At 51.2% G+C, this 17,690-nt stretch carries 17 protein-coding genes; 3 read left to right on the forward strand and 14 right to left on the reverse strand.

What is annotated here, in order from left to right:
* Positions 1-2: 2 nt before the first annotated feature.
* The 3 genes from DESGI_RS14500 to DESGI_RS14510 form a co-directional block, all read right to left on the reverse strand.
* Positions 3-851, reverse strand: a complete 849-nt coding sequence (locus DESGI_RS14500) for a thiamine pyrophosphate-dependent enzyme (protein ID WP_006520712.1) — start codon at positions 849-851, stop codon at positions 3-5.
* A 1-nt stretch (position 852) separates the two neighbouring features.
* Positions 853-1,995, reverse strand: a complete 1,143-nt coding sequence (locus DESGI_RS14505) for a 2-oxoacid:acceptor oxidoreductase subunit alpha (RefSeq protein WP_006520711.1) — start codon at positions 1,993-1,995, stop codon at positions 853-855.
* 103 nt (positions 1,996-2,098) lie between these two features.
* Positions 2,099-2,314, reverse strand: a complete 216-nt coding sequence (locus tag DESGI_RS14510; RefSeq protein ID WP_006520710.1) for a 4Fe-4S binding protein — start codon at positions 2,312-2,314, stop codon at positions 2,099-2,101.
* Between the two features lie 576 nt (positions 2,315-2,890).
* Here DESGI_RS14510 and DESGI_RS14515 point away from each other — a divergent pair.
* Entirely contained in the window at positions 2,891-3,238 is a 348-nt protein-coding gene (locus DESGI_RS14515) for a cupin domain-containing protein (protein WP_006520709.1), read from the forward strand.
* Here DESGI_RS14515 and DESGI_RS14520 read toward each other — a convergent pair.
* The 5 genes from DESGI_RS14520 to DESGI_RS14540 form a co-directional block, all read right to left on the reverse strand.
* Positions 3,190-4,002 (reverse strand): DUF1287 domain-containing protein, encoded by an 813-nt coding sequence (locus DESGI_RS14520; RefSeq protein WP_006520708.1) that lies wholly within the window; start codon positions 4,000-4,002, stop codon positions 3,190-3,192. The two genes, DESGI_RS14515 and DESGI_RS14520, sit on opposite strands and share 49 nt — an antisense overlap.
* Positions 4,002-4,562, reverse strand: coding sequence for an RNA polymerase sigma factor (locus tag DESGI_RS14525; RefSeq protein ID WP_006520707.1), 561 nt, complete (start codon positions 4,560-4,562; stop codon positions 4,002-4,004). Before DESGI_RS14525 ends, DESGI_RS14520 begins: the two co-directional genes overlap by 1 nt.
* Before the next feature lie 444 nt (positions 4,563-5,006).
* Positions 5,007-5,714: an orotidine-5'-phosphate decarboxylase gene (gene pyrF, locus DESGI_RS14530; RefSeq protein WP_006520706.1), complete on the reverse strand. Its 708-nt coding sequence runs from the start codon at positions 5,712-5,714 to the stop codon at positions 5,007-5,009.
* Positions 5,715-5,721: 7 nt separating this feature from the next.
* Entirely contained in the window at positions 5,722-6,648 is a 927-nt protein-coding gene (locus tag DESGI_RS14535; RefSeq protein WP_006520705.1) for a dihydroorotate dehydrogenase, read from the reverse strand.
* On the reverse strand, positions 6,648-7,454 hold the full coding sequence (locus DESGI_RS14540) for a dihydroorotate dehydrogenase electron transfer subunit (RefSeq protein ID WP_006520704.1): 807 nt from the start codon (positions 7,452-7,454) through the stop codon (positions 6,648-6,650). The genes DESGI_RS14535 and DESGI_RS14540 overlap by 1 nt, the downstream gene beginning before the upstream one ends.
* A gap of 191 nt (positions 7,455-7,645) precedes the next feature.
* On the opposite strand from DESGI_RS14540, the gene DESGI_RS14545 reads away from it, so the two are divergent.
* Positions 7,646-7,798 carry a hypothetical protein gene (locus DESGI_RS14545; protein WP_006520703.1) on the forward strand — a complete coding sequence of 51 codons (153 nt, stop codon included), beginning with the start codon at positions 7,646-7,648 and terminating at the stop codon, positions 7,796-7,798.
* A 121-nt stretch (positions 7,799-7,919) separates the two neighbouring features.
* Here the strand turns inward: DESGI_RS14545 and carB are convergent, their stop codons facing one another.
* The 6 genes from carB to DESGI_RS14575 all read right to left on the reverse strand — a co-directional run bounded on the left by carB (position 7,920) and on the right by DESGI_RS14575 (position 16,098).
* Positions 7,920-11,138, reverse strand: coding sequence for a carbamoyl-phosphate synthase large subunit (gene carB, locus DESGI_RS14550; RefSeq protein ID WP_006520702.1), 3,219 nt, complete (start codon positions 11,136-11,138; stop codon positions 7,920-7,922).
* 1 nt (position 11,139) lies between these two features.
* A complete protein-coding gene (gene carA / locus DESGI_RS14555; protein WP_006520701.1) occupies positions 11,140-12,219 on the reverse strand; it encodes a glutamine-hydrolyzing carbamoyl-phosphate synthase small subunit in 1,080 nt (359 codons plus the stop codon).
* A gap of 179 nt (positions 12,220-12,398) precedes the next feature.
* Positions 12,399-13,667, reverse strand: coding sequence for a dihydroorotase (locus tag DESGI_RS14560; protein ID WP_006520700.1), 1,269 nt, complete (start codon positions 13,665-13,667; stop codon positions 12,399-12,401).
* A complete protein-coding gene (locus DESGI_RS14565) occupies positions 13,651-14,589 on the reverse strand; it encodes an aspartate carbamoyltransferase catalytic subunit (RefSeq protein WP_015617980.1) in 939 nt (312 codons plus the stop codon). Before DESGI_RS14565 ends, DESGI_RS14560 begins: the two co-directional genes overlap by 17 nt.
* 180 nt (positions 14,590-14,769) lie before the next feature.
* Entirely contained in the window at positions 14,770-15,318 is a 549-nt protein-coding gene (gene pyrR, locus DESGI_RS14570; protein ID WP_006520698.1) for a bifunctional pyr operon transcriptional regulator/uracil phosphoribosyltransferase PyrR, read from the reverse strand.
* Between the two features lie 504 nt (positions 15,319-15,822).
* Positions 15,823-16,098, reverse strand: coding sequence for a YqhV family protein (locus tag DESGI_RS14575; RefSeq protein ID WP_006520697.1), 276 nt, complete (start codon positions 16,096-16,098; stop codon positions 15,823-15,825).
* A 115-nt stretch (positions 16,099-16,213) separates the two neighbouring features.
* Between DESGI_RS14575 and DESGI_RS14580 the strand changes: the two genes are divergently transcribed.
* Positions 16,214-17,554, forward strand: a complete 1,341-nt coding sequence (locus DESGI_RS14580) for an MFS transporter (protein ID WP_006520696.1) — start codon at positions 16,214-16,216, stop codon at positions 17,552-17,554.
* The last annotated feature ends 136 nt before the right edge of the window (positions 17,555-17,690 follow it).

Consider the following 17,690-nt stretch of genomic DNA (forward strand, 5'->3'; position numbering starts at 1 on the left):
CGTTAAGTACCCTTGAGCGGGGCTATCATACCGCCACCTGTTTTTTGACTAATCCCATCGACTAACTGCTGATACACCGCAGTGTATTCGGGGCTTGCCTGGCTATGCAAACGGCCTATAATTATTTTCCCGGCCAACTCATTTGAATCCATTTTCTCTGCTTTTTGCACCAGTACTGCATTTTCCTTTTGCCACAGCAGCATTTCCAACCCGCCCTTCATGCTGTTGCGCCTACCGTATGCCGTGGGACAAGCGGTGATAGCTTCAATCAGACTGAAACCTCTGTTTTTAATGCCCTCTACAATTAGCTCGGAAAGCAAACCACTGTGATAAGTGGTACTTCTGCCCACATAACTGGCACCAGCGACGCGGGCCAATTCCGCTATATCGAAATTTGGTTCAATAACTCCATATGGCGCGGTGGTGGCTTTTTTATGCACCGGCGTCATTGGTGAAAACTGTCCCCCGGTCATGCCGTAAATGTTGTTGTTAAAAAGCAATACTGTTAAATCAATATTTCGCCGGGCTGCATGTATAAAATGGTTGCCGCCAATGGCGGTGGCATCTCCGTCTCCAGTGATTACAATTACATTCAGTTCCGGACGGGCCATTTTTATACCCGTGGCATAGGCCAGTGCCCGCCCGTGGGTTGTATGCAGCGTGTTAAAATCAAGGTAACCCACCGCCCTTGAGGAACACCCAATGCCACCTACAATCACCGCGCGGTCCTGATTCAGATCAAGCTTTTTTATGGCCCTCAACAAAGAGCCCAATACAATGCCGTTGCCACAACCAGGGCACCAAATATGAGGAAATTTTTCCATTCGCAGGTAACGTTCCAATCCCCGCATGCTAAACCACCTCCTGGATGGCCGCAAGTATATCACCGGGCTCAATTAACTCACCATGCACACGGTGCAACCCCCGGACCTGTGTAAGATTCCGAACCACCCGTTCCACTTCCAACCGGTATTGGCCAAGGTTCATTTCCGGCACAATGATGGTATGTGCCCGCCGGGCTATTTCCAGCACTCGTTGTTCAGGGAACGGCCAAAGGGTAAGCGGGCGGTATAATCCTGCCTTGATGCCCTTTTGCCGGGCTTCTTTTACCGCGTGGCGGGCAGGGCGGGCCGAACAGCCGTAGGCCAGCACCACCACCTGAGCGTCTTCTAAATAAAATGCATCGTCAAGTATAATATCGGCTAAATGATAATTAATTTTATTATGCAAGCGCTGCAGCAGATTTTCCACCACCTCAGGATCACTGGTGGGCATACCCTGTTCATCATGAGCCAGGCCGGTAACGTGATAGCGATAGCCGTCTCCAAAACTAGCCATAGGAGGGACCCCGTTCTCATCCGGACGATAGGGTAAATAACCTGCCGCATTGGAAGCAGGGACCAAACGGTTGATTATTTGCATTTCACCGGTGCTGGGTAAAACCACCTTTTCCCGCAGGTGACCCACCACTTCATCCATAAGCAATATAACCGGCACCCGGTATTTTTCAGCCAGGTTTACTGCCCGCACCGTTAGGTCAAATACTTCCCGCACCGAAGCAGGACTAAGCACAATAACGGGATGATCGCCATGGGTACCCCAGCGGGCCTGCATTACGTCCCCCTGGGCAGGTGCTGTGGGCATACCTGTGCTGGGACCACTGCGCTGGACGTTGATAATGACGCAGGGTACCTCGGCCATGGCGGCAAAGCCAATATTCTCCTGCATTAAGGAAAATCCCGGCCCACTGGTGGCTGTCATGGACTTTAGGCCTGCCAGCGATGCACCAATTACCGCAGCCAAACTAGCCAGTTCATCTTCCATTTGCATAAACTTACCGCCCATCCGCGGTAGGCGTTCTGCCATAATTTCTGCGATCTCCGTTGACGGAGTAATAGGATAACCTGCAAAAAAACGCACCCCGGCCACCAATGCCCCTTCGGCCACTGCCTCGTTTCCTTGCATCAACCGGGCCATTTCAACCATTTGGCTCATCTCAGCACCCCCCCTTCGGCCAGTTTTTTTATATCGGCTGCACCACCATAATTACATAAGCTAACATTTATTATAACCTATATTATTCCCGCTCCAATCTTCGCTACACTACATGAATAGAAATAGCCAATTCCGGGCAATGAATTTCACACTGACCACAGCCGATACAGGACGCCGGGTTAACTGACACAGCCTTATCCCGGTTATCCAACAATATTACTTTTTTCCCACAAAGAGCGGCACAAATACCGCAACCCTTGCACCATTGACGATTGATGTGTATTCCATAACTATTATATTGTCTTGCAGGCATTGCCATATATACCACTCCTTTCACTTTTTCGGCGTTATAATTTATGTCATTGCAATTCATATGCCAATCACCGACCACGTCGTGCACAGGCTAATTAACTGCTTTTTAAATCAACTAAGAGATAACAGGATGATAATTAACATCTCAACCTGATACTTTATCTTATTATCTTCAGTCTAACAGCACATATCTCAATTTGACACCGATCTCATTATGATACCATAACCCTATATGGCCGATTATCACAGCTGCAAATAGCATAAAGTGATAAACCCTTTCTCACATAGATAATTTCATACCCAACCACCAACTATGTCGTTAAGTTACTTATAATATAACACAAAAGACAACTGTTATCCTTTAACAAAAGACTACCACAGTTGCCTGTCTTATTATTTTGGGGTTAAAAAAGGATAAACAGGTAAAGTACATAAAATTAAACATGAGACATAAGAGGTGATATAAAGGTACGCAAAGAAAGTATTTAAATGGTGCGTTGGTGGAGGTGTTGTATTGAGGATATAAACTCAGTACAGCTCGCACTATAATTTTATACTATTAGTTAAAAAAGGAGGTTTCGTAATGTTTCTGGACAGTGCTAAAAACATTAAGGAGATTCATGTAAACGCCCCGGGGGCGCTAAATGTAATCAAACAAACCCTGGTGGGTCCGGACCAGGGCTGGGCCGGGTGGGTGATGCGCCTGTTCACCGTTGCACCGGAGGGGCACACTCCCCGACATTCTCATTCCTGGCCGCATATCAACTACATTGTTAGCGGCGAAGGTATTATGTACCTGGACGGCCAGGAACATCCTGTAGAACCCGGTTATACGGCGTATATTCCCGGCGGCACGGAGCACCAGTTTATTAACCGCGGGCATCAGGACTTTGTTTTAATCTGCATCGTACCGGAAGAGGGCGACGTATAATCAACCGGAGGATAACGGAAGTGGCCTATAATTTCCCATTTGGCCAAACAATCTTCTTCCCTGGCCATGCCGGCGTTATGAATGGCCAGGGGCACACCCTTTCTATTTCTACGGTCGCTGATTATACCACAGTGTTCCAGACCGTTGGGAAACCGCCAGTAGACCACGTCACCCCATTGCCAGGTTGATAAATCATCCCCCTCGACCAGAAGAGGAAGAGATTGCCCGTACCTGGTAAAAAACCTCATTTGATTGGGTACGCGGCGGTGATCAATATTGGTATCCGGGCCCTGTAAACCCCAGTTTTGTGGATACAGCTCAAAATAATCACGCATGTCCTCGTGAATAAGTTTCTGCAAATCAATGCCCCCATGGCGGAAAGCCCGCACCACCACATCGGTGCAGGCCCCGCCTTCGGGTGGTACATCACCGCCCGGGTAATCTATTTTAAGGTAAGAAGCATCATATATCACTTTCCGGACTACTTCCTGCCTGGCACCAAGGACTACCAAATCATAGACATTTCGTTCCTCAGATGGTTTTTCCTCCACAGGTGAAGGGCCCAGCGTCTGAATCAGCGGTCTATGGGCCTGTTCCTGCCGATGAGAATCAATTCCGCATCCTGCAGTTGACCAAATAAGAGCCAGTAACACTAGACATAAAACAGCACGCATTGCAACACCGCTATTTATCGTGCCGCCGGTCCCCAGACTAAAGCTGGTTAATATCAATTGATTTTTCTTTTTTACGTGTATCACTTTCATCACCTAAACTCCATCGCCCTTGCCCGTTTAGGCGGATTTTTCGATGGAGACGAAACGTTCAATACTTTCCGCAGGGACCACCTTCCTGCAGATAGCAAACATGCCACATCTGTTTTATCCAACTCGGTTAAATCAGCTATTTCAGAATAGGTCAGACCCAATGTATCCCGCAATACCACCAGCAGCCTTTCCAAGGGCGGCAAGCACAGCAACGCCTCTTGCATCTGCAATCCACTGCGAGAGTATTCATAAGTTGTCATTGAAGCGTATGTATGGTCCTGTTCACATACCAATGTGGTTTTATTTATAAATGCAGAACATAAAGCTTTAAAAACAGAATTAACATTTATATTTTTATTCCGGTTAAATAACTGAACTATGCCCTTGAATAACTTGTTGCACCCTTGTCGACCCTGCGGGTTCAAGGTACAAACGGATGCTTCGATAAGCTTGGCAGTCAGTCGGTGGTTACCTGTCAACCTGTAACAAGTAGTATATAGCAGTTTGAATATTTCATCGGGTGATTTAACTGCGTCAAAAACCCCGCTTGTTCCCGACATAACCACTCCTCCCTCTTACTATCCGCATTATAAAATCTATTGGCTAAGATATGGACAAAGCAATAGTAGCCATTACCCCATAAAGTTAATACGTACCTCCAGTGTTTTTAAAGGTTACCAAGGTCTTGTATCATTACCATAATTAATCAAATACACTTTCGCAAGAAGCTACGTTGAAAAGATAAGTTTTATTGCTAATGGTATTTGCCAGTATAAACGATCACCTGTAAGTTTAAACACATCTAACCACAAAAAGATGACAGCAATGTAAAAAAATATTTAAAATAAAATAATTAAGGCTCAAAAAATTGCCGTTCGGCGTTAAAAGTTACCCACAAGAATTCACAAAGCATGATTTCCATAATTTATTTAAAACCCTTCCCCGGCTAAGCAGGGAAGGGTTTTTGATTAATCTTTCAACTTTCAACACCCGGCACCAATTGCTTATATTTCATCTAGTATAGCTGCAACCGCAGCAATCCGGTCTGTGGCCCCGGTCACCGGGCGCCCCACCACCAGATGACTGGCACCTGCCTTGACGGCCTCTCCCGGTGTCATTACCCGGCGCTGGTCGCCCAGCTGAGCTCCGGCAGGGCGAATGCCGGGGGTAATGATTGTAAAATCCGGCCCACAGGTATCGCGCACCAGCTTAATTTCCTGAGGTGAACAAACCACGCCATCCAAACCCGATTCCCGGGCCAGCAGTGCCCAGGATCGCACCCGTTCCTCAATTTCACCCGTAAAACCCATATCCCGGTGATACGTCTCCCGGTCAATACTGGTGAGCACGGTCACCGCCACCACCAGCGGGGCCGGTATACCCAACCGGTCGGCTTCTTCCCGGGCGGATGCACCTGCGGCCCGCAGCATGGCACCGCCCCCGGAGGCGTGTACATTGATTATAGAGGCCCCGGAACGCACCAGCACCCGGGCGGCCCTCCCCACGGTGTTTGGTATATCGTGCAGTTTCAGGTCCAGGAAAACTTGCGTCCCTGCGGCCACTATCTCTTGGACGATCTCGATACCGGCCCCGTAAAACAATTCCATCCCTACTTTAAAAAATCCCACATGCCCGGCCAGTTCGCCCACCAACTCAAGCGCCTTTTCCTGTGTGTCCACGTCCAGGGCAACGATTAATTTATCCTTTGACAATTCTATATCACTCCTTGTTTGGGTACCGCTGGGCCAATCCAACCAGTTCACTGATATCGACAAAACCGTGATCGATCATATATTGCTCAATACCTTCCACAACATCCAGGGTAGCCCGTGGATTGACGAAATTGCCGGTGCCCACCGCCACCGCCGTAGCTCCGGCCAGGATAAACTCCAGGGCATCCCGAGCAGTCATAATTCCCCCCATACCCAGTATGGGCAGAAGAGGCAGCGCCCGGTGCACCTGCCAAACCGCCCGCACCGCCACCGGGCGCACTGCCGGGCCGCTTAACCCGCCGGTAATATTGCCCAGCACCGGCCTGCGCCTGTCCACATCAATAGCCATACCTAACAGGGTATTAATCATAGACAGCGCGTCTGCGCCGGCTCCGGCCACCGCCTCGGCCATAGTTACCAAATCCGTTACGTTGGGGGACAGCTTGACGATAACGGGCAAACCAGCAGACGCCTTGACCGCCCGGGTCACCTCTGCCGCCGTGTAGGGATCACTGCCGAACTGAATGCCTCCTTTTTTAACGTTGGGGCATGATATATTGACTTCCAATCCAGCTACGCCGGGGACACTGTCCAGACGGCGTGCCACTTGCGCATAATCCTCCACCGTATCACCGGCAATGTTTACGATCACCGGCACTCCAAGCGCGGCCAGCCGGGGCATAATTTCCTCCGCCACCCGCTCTACGCCCGGGTTCTGCAGCCCAATGGCATTGAGCATCCCCGAAGGTGTTTCGGCAATGCGCGGCGGCGGGTTGCCCAACCGGGGTTTAAGCGTGGTGCCTTTAACAATAATCGCCCCCAGACGTTGCAAAGCAACGTATGGCTGGTATTCCAAACCAAAACCGAAGGTACCGGAAGCCGTGGTCACAGGATTATTCATACTAATGCCCCCGAGGTTAACCGCCATATTCATCACCAGATCACCTCCCCCGCTGAAAAAACCGGCCCATCAACACAGGCATGCCGGTATATTTCCATACCATTGGCATCCTTTACACGGCAAACACAGGATAGGCAGGCACCCACCCCGCAGGCCATTCTCTCCTCCACCGACACCTCACCCGGCACTCCCGCGTCATTTAACATGGCACACAGCACCTTTAACATGGGCGATGGGCCACAGGCATAAACATAGTCCGGTTTCCGCTGCAGCTCCTCCGCCAGCAAATCAGTAACCAACCCCCGGTGCCCGGCGGAACCGTCGTCCGTGGCCACACGTACAGCAAAACCTAATTCTTCGGCAGCATCAGGAATCAGCAGTTGGTGGGCGTTGCGAGCACCCAGCAGCACCTTAACCCGCTGAGCATGGCCAGCCCGTGCTATTTCCTGCAATAAAAAATACAGCGGCGCAGCTCCAATGCCACCGCCTACCACGATAAACCTATTATAATTATGACTGGCCTGCTCCCCGGTGAACACAGTGAAGCCACGGCCCAAAGGACCCATAATATCTAAAAAACCATCCCGGCGGCCGGCCAGCCAGGCCGTACCTTTACCCACCACCTGAAACATTATTTTCATCCGGCCGGACAGCCGGTCCACGGAGTGAATGCTGATGGGACGCCGCAGCAGCGGGTCACTGCCCTCCCCGCAGCGGATATGTAAAAACTGCCCTGGCATAGCCGCCTGGGCCAGGGATGGGGCCAAAAATTCAGTAACCCATACACCGGGCGCAGGTTCCCGGCAATCGGTTATCTCAGCCTGCACTAACTGGGACATAAAAATGGTCACCCCCGTTTACTTAATTCGTATAGTCGTAATTACACAAGAAAATTAAAGTTAAAATAGCCCATAATACAAAGGAAATTCCTTAGTGTAAAATTCGAAGCTATATTCACTTAAAATTAATATTGGTTTCATGAACACTTAACAACACTCTGGTATATTATATTTAAAGGAGGTATTGCTGCATGTCGGATAGAGAGCACGCTATAAGCGCATTAACCCAAATGATTCGCTCCAACAATGAAAAGGCTGAAAAGAACCAGGAACTGAAAGAGTGGTTCAACAACTTGAACCGGGACCTGATGCAAGCGGTGGAATTCTTACGGAAAAGCGCTTGATTCAGGTCTTTTTACTTTTCCTTTAACCTAAACCGGGCAAATGCTCGATTATGATAAGCCCCGAGCGGAATAACTATTCCGCTCGGGGCTTAAGTTTTCAACCTTTCAACCTTTCAACCTTTCAACACCCGGCACCATATTCCTGCAGCGGCAGCAGTGGAAAATCGGAACCTTCCTTGATATCGCCCAGCACTTCCAGAATGGCCCGGGCAGTGTCCAGGGAGGTCAGACATGGTACAGCTAGTTCCACGGTGGCCCGCCGGATTACAAATCCGTCCCGCTCGGGGGCTTTGCCTCTGGTCAGAGTGTTGATCACCAGGTGAATATCTCCCTGGCGCAGCAAGTCGGCAATGTGGGGAGAACCTTCCCGCACCTTGTTCACCCGCGTCACAGTCACCCCGTAAGCCTCCAGGTAGCGGGCCGTACCCGTGGTGGCAAATATATTATAACCCAGGCTGCTGAAACCCTTGATAATGGGCAGCATCTCTTCTTTGTCTTTATCAGCCACTGTCACCAGTATATTACCCTTCCTTTGGAACACTACACCTGAAGCCAACAGCGCTTTGTACAGGGCCACCGGGTAGCTGGCGTCCACCCCCAGCACCTCACCGGTGGATTTCATTTCGGGGCCCAGTGATATATCCACCTGCAGCAGCTTGGCGAAACTGAACACGGGGGCCTTAACCCCCACCAGATTGCCCTCCGGGTAAAGACCGCCCTGGTAGCCCATATCCTTGAGGTTTTGGCCCATGATAATCTTGGTGGCCAGATTAATCATGGGAATACCGGTGATTTTACTCATATAAGGTACCGTGCGGCTAGCCCGGGGGTTCACTTCAAGCACGTAAATTCGGCCGTTGTAAAGCACATATTGAATGTTGATCATACCCCGCACATCAAGTTCCAAAGCCAGCCGGGTGGTATAGTCCACGATCTGCTCCCGCACCGTTAGGTCCAGGTGGTCGCCCGGGTAAACGGCAATGCTGTCCCCCGAATGCACTCCGGCCCGTTCTACGTGTTTCATAATACCGGGAATTAGCACCGTTTCCCCGTCGGCGATGGCGTCAACTTCAATTTCCTCGCCCAGGAAATATTTATCCACCAGCACCGGGTGTTCCGGTGTCACCTTAACGGCTGTTTCCATATAGTTTCTCAAATCTTCGATATTATAAACAATTTCCATAGCCCGCCCACCCAGCACATAAGAGGGGCGCACCAGCACCGGAAAACCTATTTCACCGGCAATTTCCTCGGCCTCGGTCACTGAGAAGGCGGTACCCCCCGGGGGCCGGGGAACATCCAGTTGACTGAGTAGGGCGTCGAAACGCTCGCGGTCCTCGGCCCGGTCAATACTATCCAAAGAGGAGCCTAAAATATTAAAGCCGGCCTTGTGTATATGCGCAGCCAGGTTAATAGGCGTCTGGCCGCCAAACTGCACAATTACGCCTGCAGGCTTCTCCTTTTCCAGTATATTCATTACATCTTCGGGCAGCAGCGGCTCAAAGTATAGCCGGTCAGCGGTGTCAAAATCAGTGCTGACGGTTTCGGGGTTATTGTTGATGATAATAGCTTCATAGCCCATCTCTTTCAGCGCCCACACCGAGTGCACCGAGCAGTAGTCGAATTCGATGCCCTGGCCAATGCGGATGGGACCGCCGCCCAGCACCACCACCTTGCGATTATCTGTGGGTTGGGCTTCATCTTCGGTATCATAGCAAGAATAGTAGTAAGGCGTAACGGCATCGAATTCTGCAGCGCAGGTATCCACCATTTTATAGACCGGCTCAATGCCGTACCCTTTGCGCAGCGCCCGCACCTCATCCGATGTAATACCCACAGTTTGGGCCAGGTAAGCATCGGCCATACCCATTTCTTTGGCTTTTTTGAGCAGCTCCGCTGTCAACCCCGTCCGGCCTCCACGGCGTAGTTGATCCTCCAACTGCACCACGTTATAAATCTTTTGGATAAAGAAGCGGTCAATTTTGGTCAGGTTAAATATGCGTTCAAAAAGCATACCCCGGCGCAGCGCCTCAGCCAATACAAACAGTCGCTCGTCGTTGGGCTGCACCAGTTTTTGCTCGATTTGTTCCTGGGATAGATCCGCCAGCCCGGGGTAAAAAAGGCCAGGCACGCCAATTTCCAGGGAGCGAATCGCTTTCAGCAGCGCCCCCTCGAGGGTACGGTCAATGGACATTACCTCACCGGTGGCCTTCATCTGGGTACCCAGGGACCGGTCAGCCAGGGCAAACTTATCAAATGGCCAGCGGGGGAACTTGATAACTGCGTAATCAATCGATGGCTCAAAGCAGGCATAAGTTTTACCGGTCACCGCATTTTTAATCTCATCAAGGTTCAGGCCAATGGCGATTTTACTGGCCACCTTGGCGATGGGATAACCTGTGGCCTTGGATGCCAGGGCCGACGACCGGGATACCCGGGGATTGACCTCGATAACGTAATAAGTGTAGCTGTTGGGATCAAGGGCGTACTGCACGTTGCAGCCGCCCTCCACGCCCAGGGCGCGAATAATCTTCAGCGCGGCACTGCGCAGCATCTGGTATTCCCGGTCGCTTAAGGTTTGGGCCGGTGCCACCACCACGCTGTCCCCGGTATGCACGCCCATGGGATCGATGTTTTCCATACTGCAGATGGTAATGCAGTTATCAGCACTATCCCGCATTACTTCAAACTCAATTTCTTTCCAGCCCACCAAACTGCGTTCAATGAGTGCCTGGTGGATAATGCTGGCCTTCAAACCCTTGGTGCAGGTGCTGACCAGCTCATCCATATTGTAAACCATGCCGCCACCGGTGCCGCCCAGGGTGTAGGCCGGGCGCACCACCAGCGGAAAACCGATCTGCTTGGCAAATGCCACCGCTTCTTCCACCGAGCAAACGATGACACTTTCAGGCACGGGCTCGTTAATTCTCTCCATGGTGGACTTGAACTGCTCCCGGTCCTCGGCCCGTTTAATGGCATCCAGCGGGGTGCCCAGCAACTGCACATTATACTTATCCAGCACTCCCAACTCAGACAGTTGCAGCGCCATATTCAGCCCAACCTGGCCGCCCAGGGAGGGTAAAAATCCGTCGGGTTTTTCTTGTTCAATGACCCGGGCGACGAATTCAGGGGTGATGGGCTCGATATAAATCCGATCGGCCATATTGGCGTCGGTCATGATGGTAGCCGGGTTGCTGTTGATCAGCACCACTTCCAGCCCTTCCTCCCGCAGCGACCGGCAGGCCTGGGTACCCGCGTAGTCGAATTCAGCGGCCTGGCCGATGATGATGGGACCGGAGCCCACTACCAAAACCTTTTTAATCCCTTCCTTAATTGGCATATCACTGTACCTCCCCGCGCATCATATCCATGAATTGGTCGAATATATAGTCAGACTCCTGCGGCCCCGGTGATGCCTCGGGATGGTACTGCACCGCAAACAAAGGCAAGTATTTGTGACGGATCCCTTCCACCGTGTTATCGTTTAAATTGATATGGGTAATATCAATATCCATTCCTTTAAGGGACTCCTCATCCACGGAAAATCCGTGATTGTGCGAGGTAATGTAGACCCGGCCGGTACGCAAATCCTTTACCGGGTGGTTGGCGCCCCGGTGGCCGAACTTCATTTTATAGGTTTTAGCACCCAGTGCCAGTGCCATTACCTGATTGCCCAGGCAAATGCCGAATAGGGGATATTTGCCGATGATCTCCCGGGTGGTAGCTATGGTTTTAGGCACGTCCACCGGGTCACCGGGCCCGTTGGAAATCAACACCCCATCGGGACCAATCTGTGCGATTTGCTCGGGCGTAATGTCGGGGGGCACCACAATTACCGCGCAGTTTCGCTCCCGGAGCTTGCGAATAATATTTTGTTTGGAACCCAGGTCAATGAGCATCACCCGAGGGCCCCGGCCTTCAATGGCGTAGGTCTCTTTGACGGCCACATCAGCCACCAATTTTTGGCCGCTCAGGTGCGGGCAATTTTTGGCTTTCTCTACGAGTTGAGCCTGATCCACCGCACCGGTGGCGATAACGCCCCGCATGGTTCCGTAACTGCGCAGGTGTCGGGTAAGCGCCCTGGTATCCACTCCACTGATACCCAGCACTCCCTCCCGGGCTAAGAAATCACCGATACGGTAACCGGCCCGCCAGTTACTGGGATAGTCACAGGCCTCTTTGACCACAAAGCCGCGAATAAAGGATTTTTTGGCCTCAAAGTCTTCACGGTTGATACCGTAATTACCGATCAGCGGGTAAGTCATCACCACTATCTGACCGCAATAAGAAGGGTCGGTCAATATTTCCTGATAACCGGTCATGCCGGTATTAAACACAACCTCGCCCCATTGCTCCCCCGTGGCACCAAAAGCACGGCCCGTAAAAAGGGTCCCGTCTTCAAGAGCTAACATAGCTTTCAAAACGCATACACCTCCGCAGTTTAATCCAATTATGACTGGCTATTGTATCTATCATGCCCCGCTGGAAACGACAAGTTGTTTTTTTATATTCAAAGCGCTATATAATAATAGTCTAGACGATATTCATACCTCTGCGGTAAGTTTCATAATTATACCAAACGACCAGTTGTAACAGCAATTTATGCAGTATATATACAAAAACCCGACCGTATGGTAATTACCGGTAATCCTTTCAGGGTTCGACCGGCAAAGGGAGTGTTCTCGCCCTTGCTGGCAAATTGTTCGGGATCCACTGTTTGCGTAGATATGGGATCTATAATGGTAATATCCGCTGCGCTTCCCTCGGCCAAAGTTCCACGATCAACGCCCAATACGCGGGCCGGGTGCAGCGATAATTTGGCCACCGCCTGCAAAGGAGTGAGAATGCCTGTGTGCACCAGCTCGGTCCAAACCAGCCCCACCGCAGTTTCCAGTCCCACCAGGCCAAAGGGGGCCAGATCGAATTCCACGTTCTTTTCATCATAGGTATGGGGGGCGTGATCGGTGGCAATTACATCTATTGTGCCATCCGCCAACCCTTCCCGCACCGCCTGCACGTCCTTTTCACCACGCAGCGGCGGGTTAACCTTGGCCGCAGTATTGTACCGGGCCACCGCACGGTCGGTTAAAGTGAAGTGGTGCGGCGTCGCCTCCGCGGTAACGGCATAGCCCCGCTTTTTGGCCTCCCGGATCAGCGCCACAGACCCCGCGGTGCTTACATGGGCTATGTGCAGCGGGCAGCCTGTTTCGGCCGCCAGTATGACGTCCCGGGCCACCATAACCTCTTCGGCTGAGGCGGGAATCCCTTTCAGCCCCAGCATGGTGGAATTATATCCCTCATGCATCACTCCACCCGCCGCCAGGGTTTGATCTTCGCAGTGGGAAATCACAGGAGCGCCCAGCATCTTACAGTACTGCATGGCCCGGCGCATCAGCCCGGCATCGGATACGGGACGGCCGTCGTCGGAAAAGGCCACCGCACCGGCGTCCCGCATGTCACCCAATTCGGCCAGCTCCTCACCCCGGCTGCCCCTGGTGATAGCGCCAATGGGATAGACATTAACCTGGCCTTCTTCGACCGCCCGCTTGCGGATAAACTCTACAATAAAACGGTTATCTGTCACCGGGTCGGTGTTAGGCATACAGGCCACGCCGGTATAGCCGCCCCGGGCCGCTGCCGCAGTGCCGGTGGCAATGGTTTCCTTGGCCTCATAGCCCGGCTCCCGCAGATGCACATGCATATCGATAAAGCCAGGTGCCACTATCTTGCCCGTGGCATCAATTATTTTCGTGTTCCTATCTGGTGTAAACCGAGCGCAGATGATACCGTCTTGCACACATACATCGGCCGTTTCGTCCCTGCCTGAAGCCGGGTCAACTAACCGGCCGCCTCTAATAATCAGCTTCATTGTTAGCACCTCCCCCGGTAAGCAGGTACAGCAAGGCCATACGCACCGCCACCCCGTTGGTTACCTGTTCTTCAATTAACGACGCAGGCCCGTCAGCAATATCATGGGCGATTTCCACCCCACGGTTTATGGGCCCGGGATGCATGACCAGCACATCCGGCCGGGCCAGGGCAATGCGCTCCCGGTTCAGCCCATACAGCCGGGCGTATTCCCTCAGGCCCGGGAACAGGCCCTGCTGCTGCCTTTCCTTTTGAATACGCAGCATAATGACCACATCGGCGCCCACCAGGGCGTCTTCAGGCCGGTAAAACACCCGGGCACCGGTTTGTTCAAGTCCGGGGGGCAGCAGCGTGGGCGGGCCGCAGGCCCGCACTTCGGCCCCCAGTTTAGTAAATCCCCAAATATCCGAGCGGGCTACCCGGCTGTGTAGAATATCTCCAACGATTACCACCGTAAGACCATCTATTTCTCCACGGTGCTCCCTTACGGTAAAAAGGTCCAGCAGCGCCTGGGAGGGATGCTCGTGTGCCCCATCCCCCGCGTTAATTACCGCTGCTTTTACAGTTTTAGCAAGTAAATTCGGCGCCCCGGCCATAGGGTGGCGCAGCACAACCACGTCAGCGCCCAGCGATTGAATGGTCCGGGCGGTGTCGTATAAACTTTCACCTTTGGCAACACTGCTGGAGGAACTGGATATATTGATGCTGTCCGCACTCAGGTACTTGGCCGCCAGTTCAAATGAGCTGCGGGTTCGGGTGCTGTTTTCATAAAAAAGGTTCACTACCGTACGCCCCCGCAGCGTAGGTACTTTTTTAATGGGTCTGCTAATGATTTCCTTCATGGGTACAGCTGTGTCCAGTAAAAAATTAATTTCGGCGGCAGTCAGATTTTTTAATCCCAACAAATCCTTATGTTTATACAATCCAAGGGTCCCCCCCTCCCCAATAAATAAGCCTCCCCGGTTTAGAAAAACCCGGCGGAGGCCGACTGAGCTAATACACAGGGATGTGTTTGACACCATGCATTTAAGCACGTTTATCCCCATTAGAGCTTAAAGCTCTCCCTTGCCAGCCTCACGGGACCGCTTAAAGGAGCCAAAATTTTAAGTTTTTTCCATGATAACAACTTCATCAGCATTATCCATTTCCACCAGGTGCACTTCCACCAGCTCACGACGGGCTGTAGGCACATTTTTACCTACATAGTCCGCCCTGATGGGCAATTCACGATGTCCCCGGTCGATCAGTGCCGCTAATTGAATATTCCTTGGTCGCCCCAAATCCATAATAGCATCCATTGCAGCCCGAATAGTACGACCGGTATATAAAACATCATCCACCAGCACCACTCTCTTACCTTCTATGGAAAAGTTAACCGCAGTTTGCCGAACTACGGGTTGGTGACTTAATGTAGATAAATCATCCCGATAAAGCGTAATGTCAAGCACACCCACCGGCACCTGACTGCCTTCAATTACCTTGATTTTATCGGCCAATCGTCTGGCCAGCGGTACACCCCGCCGCCTGATACCAATCAGTACCAAATTATCCGTACCCTTATTTCGCTCAATAATTTCGTGGGCAATACGGGTCAGGGCACGCCTGATACCATCTTGGTCAATTATCCGAGCCTTTTCCCTTAATGCTGGCAAGACAATACCCCCCGTTCATAAATGGCATTAAAAAAACCTGTCTATCCCGGTAAGAGGCATAGACAGGCATACTGAACCTGTTTACACTATGGATCCTTACCGGTCTCACGGGACCGATTTAAAAGGTGATTTTTCATCTAGGCAATACTATCAAAAACAAAGGGTGGTGTCAACGGGTTTCGGCAACACACTCTGCTAATTTTCACCCAGTAAAAAATGCCAACTACCCCCCAGCTAAGCTGGGGAATGTTTGGTGCCGGGTGTTGGGTAAGACAAGGGAAGACAAGGGGACGTTTCCAACGTCTTACCTTTACAACAAGACAATTGGACGCTTCCAACGTCTTACCTTTAGATCTTGCTGCCAGATAAGAATGTTCAACACGGGATGTTTCCATTTTCTTTCTTCCGGCTTTGTGTTCTGGTTCAAAAAGTTAAAAGGCCAAGGATTGCAGGGGAAATGGAAATTGTCTTCGGGCAGTGCCCAACAAATAGCTGTAGTACTAATTAAAGTTTGTTAATACCTAAAAAAATCAATGTCACCCCAAGCATTACAGAGACCATGCCCAAAAGCGATACTTTGCCGGCCAACCCCACCAGTCCAAGGGTGGTAACGATAATCAGCACGGTGGGTCCTACCATGGCAAGCACAGCATTTATCTTAAAGGCTGTCTCCACCCGATTGAAGTGCAGCATGAGTAAGGCCGCTGTAAATTCAATAGTTGCTGATAAAAACCGCATGGCTGCCATGGAGAGTACAATCTTATCAAATAAAAAAAACATTATTTCCCACCCCCGTTAATTACTATTTTTTCTTATGCGGGTGCGGGCATTAAAATGCATAGCACTTACGATCGGGAGGTAAAATATCCAGTGTTTGAGAAAGGATGTGGACATCATGGGGGCGAAAGCCGGAACTTCTGCACTGGCCGCCATAGCAGGCGTACCTTTTATTATGGTGCTGGGCAACTCCATGCTTATACCGGTACTGCCGCAATTACAGGCAGCGCTAAACCTCAGCGAGTTAAAAGTCAGCATGATCATCACCGCATTTTCCATACCCGGCCTGCTCATTCCGCTGGCCGGCTTTTTATCCGACCGCATCGGCCGCAAAAAAGTAATTATTCCCGGTTTGATTTTATACGGCCTAGGCGGGGTTATCGCCGGGCTGGCTGCAATATTTCTGCATGAAAGGGCCTATACATGGATTATCAGCGGGCGCATTGTCCAGGGTATCGGTGCTGCGGGCACCACCCCCATCGCCATGGCCCTGACCGGAGACTTATTTACCGGCCCCAAACGCAGCAAGGCACTGGGGGTAGTGGAGGCCGCCAACGGCTTTGGCAAAGTACTTAGCCCCGTACTAGGTGCCGCCATTGGCTTAATTGCCTGGTACGCTACCTTTTTATTTTTCCCGGCCATTATTATCCCCATCGCATTGGGCATTTGGTTTTTAATCAAGGAACCTGAGAGCAACCGGGCTACCCAAAGCATTGCCCAATATGGCAAGTCCATTAAAAAAGTTTTCCAAAAAAAGTCAGTATTACTGGCTACCATTTTCATGGGTGGTATGGTAGCCTTGCTTATACTCTTCGGTATATTGTTTTTCTTAAGTGATTACCTGGAGGAAACCGTGGGTTTAACAGGTATCGTTAAAGGCGCTGCCCTGGCCGTACCCGTGCTGTTCATGTCCGTTACTTCTTACGTCACCGGCCTACTCATCAAAAAGAAAGTTCGGCTGATGAAGTGGTTGGTGGTCACAGGGCTCAGCCTGGTAGCAGCTTCCCTGGCCGCATTAAATCTGTACCAAAACATTTATTTCTTCTTCGCCGGCATTTCCATTACCGGACTGGGTACGGGTCTGCTGCTGCCTTGTTTAAACACTATTATTACCAGCACCACTGACGCCCAGGAAAGAGGCCTGATCACTTCCGTATATGGCAGCGTGCGCTTTTTAGGTGTGGCCGCGGGGCCTCCCCTGTTTGGCTATCTGATGGGCATAAGCAGCGCCTACATGTACTGGGGCGGTGCCATACTGGCCGGGGTAACGGCTCTAACGGCGTTGTTTTTTATTAGGGTCAAAGATTTAACGATGACGGACGATACGGGACAAGGGCAACAGCCACAAGAGGCAAATGGCTCGGCGGTACAGGCTATAAGACCCGAGTTTGTATTTGACCCGACCCGCAAACCCCTGCCCGAGAAAAAGGAAAACGCGGGGAATAACAAACGAAAGTAAATCGAATCTGCCTAGCCATGCGAACCCTTAAAACGAGATGACATTTTTCATTGCTCGTGATAGATATCATGCCATCCCCATCCTGACAAATGACTGAGACGGACGGAAACTGAAAAGAGGCGCCATGCGCGTGGTG

Origin of the sequence: Desulfoscipio gibsoniae DSM 7213, assembly GCF_000233715.2 — a bacterium.
In the GTDB taxonomy this organism is placed as follows: Bacteria; Bacillota; Desulfotomaculia; order Desulfotomaculales; family Desulfallaceae; genus Sporotomaculum; species Sporotomaculum gibsoniae.

What these genes read in the sequence shown, in the direction of transcription:
- DESGI_RS14500 (WP_006520712.1), bottom strand. Translation starts at nt 851, where the DNA reads ATGCGGGGATTGGAACGTTACCTGCGAATGGAAAAATTTCCTCATATT.
- DESGI_RS14505 (WP_006520711.1), bottom strand. Translation starts at nt 1,995, where the DNA reads ATGAGCCAAATGGTTGAAATGGCCCGGTTGATGCAAGGAAACGAGGCA.
- DESGI_RS14510 (WP_006520710.1), bottom strand. Translation starts at nt 2,314, where the DNA reads ATGGCAATGCCTGCAAGACAATATAATAGTTATGGAATACACATCAAT.
- DESGI_RS14515 (WP_006520709.1), top strand. Translation starts at nt 2,891, where the DNA reads ATGTTTCTGGACAGTGCTAAAAACATTAAGGAGATTCATGTAAACGCC.
- DESGI_RS14520 (WP_006520708.1), bottom strand. Translation starts at nt 4,002, where the DNA reads ATGAAAGTGATACACGTAAAAAAGAAAAATCAATTGATATTAACCAGC.
- DESGI_RS14525 (WP_006520707.1), bottom strand. Translation starts at nt 4,562, where the DNA reads ATGTCGGGAACAAGCGGGGTTTTTGACGCAGTTAAATCACCCGATGAA.
- DESGI_RS14535 (WP_006520705.1), bottom strand. Translation starts at nt 6,648, where the DNA reads ATGAATATGGCGGTTAACCTCGGGGGCATTAGTATGAATAATCCTGTG.
- DESGI_RS14540 (WP_006520704.1), bottom strand. Translation starts at nt 7,454, where the DNA reads ATGTCCCAGTTAGTGCAGGCTGAGATAACCGATTGCCGGGAACCTGCG.
- DESGI_RS14545 (WP_006520703.1), top strand. Translation starts at nt 7,646, where the DNA reads ATGTCGGATAGAGAGCACGCTATAAGCGCATTAACCCAAATGATTCGC.
- carB (WP_006520702.1), bottom strand. Translation starts at nt 11,138, where the DNA reads ATGCCAATTAAGGAAGGGATTAAAAAGGTTTTGGTAGTGGGCTCCGGT.
- DESGI_RS14560 (WP_006520700.1), bottom strand. Translation starts at nt 13,667, where the DNA reads ATGAAGCTGATTATTAGAGGCGGCCGGTTAGTTGACCCGGCTTCAGGC.
- DESGI_RS14575 (WP_006520697.1), bottom strand. Translation starts at nt 16,098, where the DNA reads ATGTTTTTTTTATTTGATAAGATTGTACTCTCCATGGCAGCCATGCGG.
- DESGI_RS14580 (WP_006520696.1), top strand. Translation starts at nt 16,214, where the DNA reads ATGGGGGCGAAAGCCGGAACTTCTGCACTGGCCGCCATAGCAGGCGTA.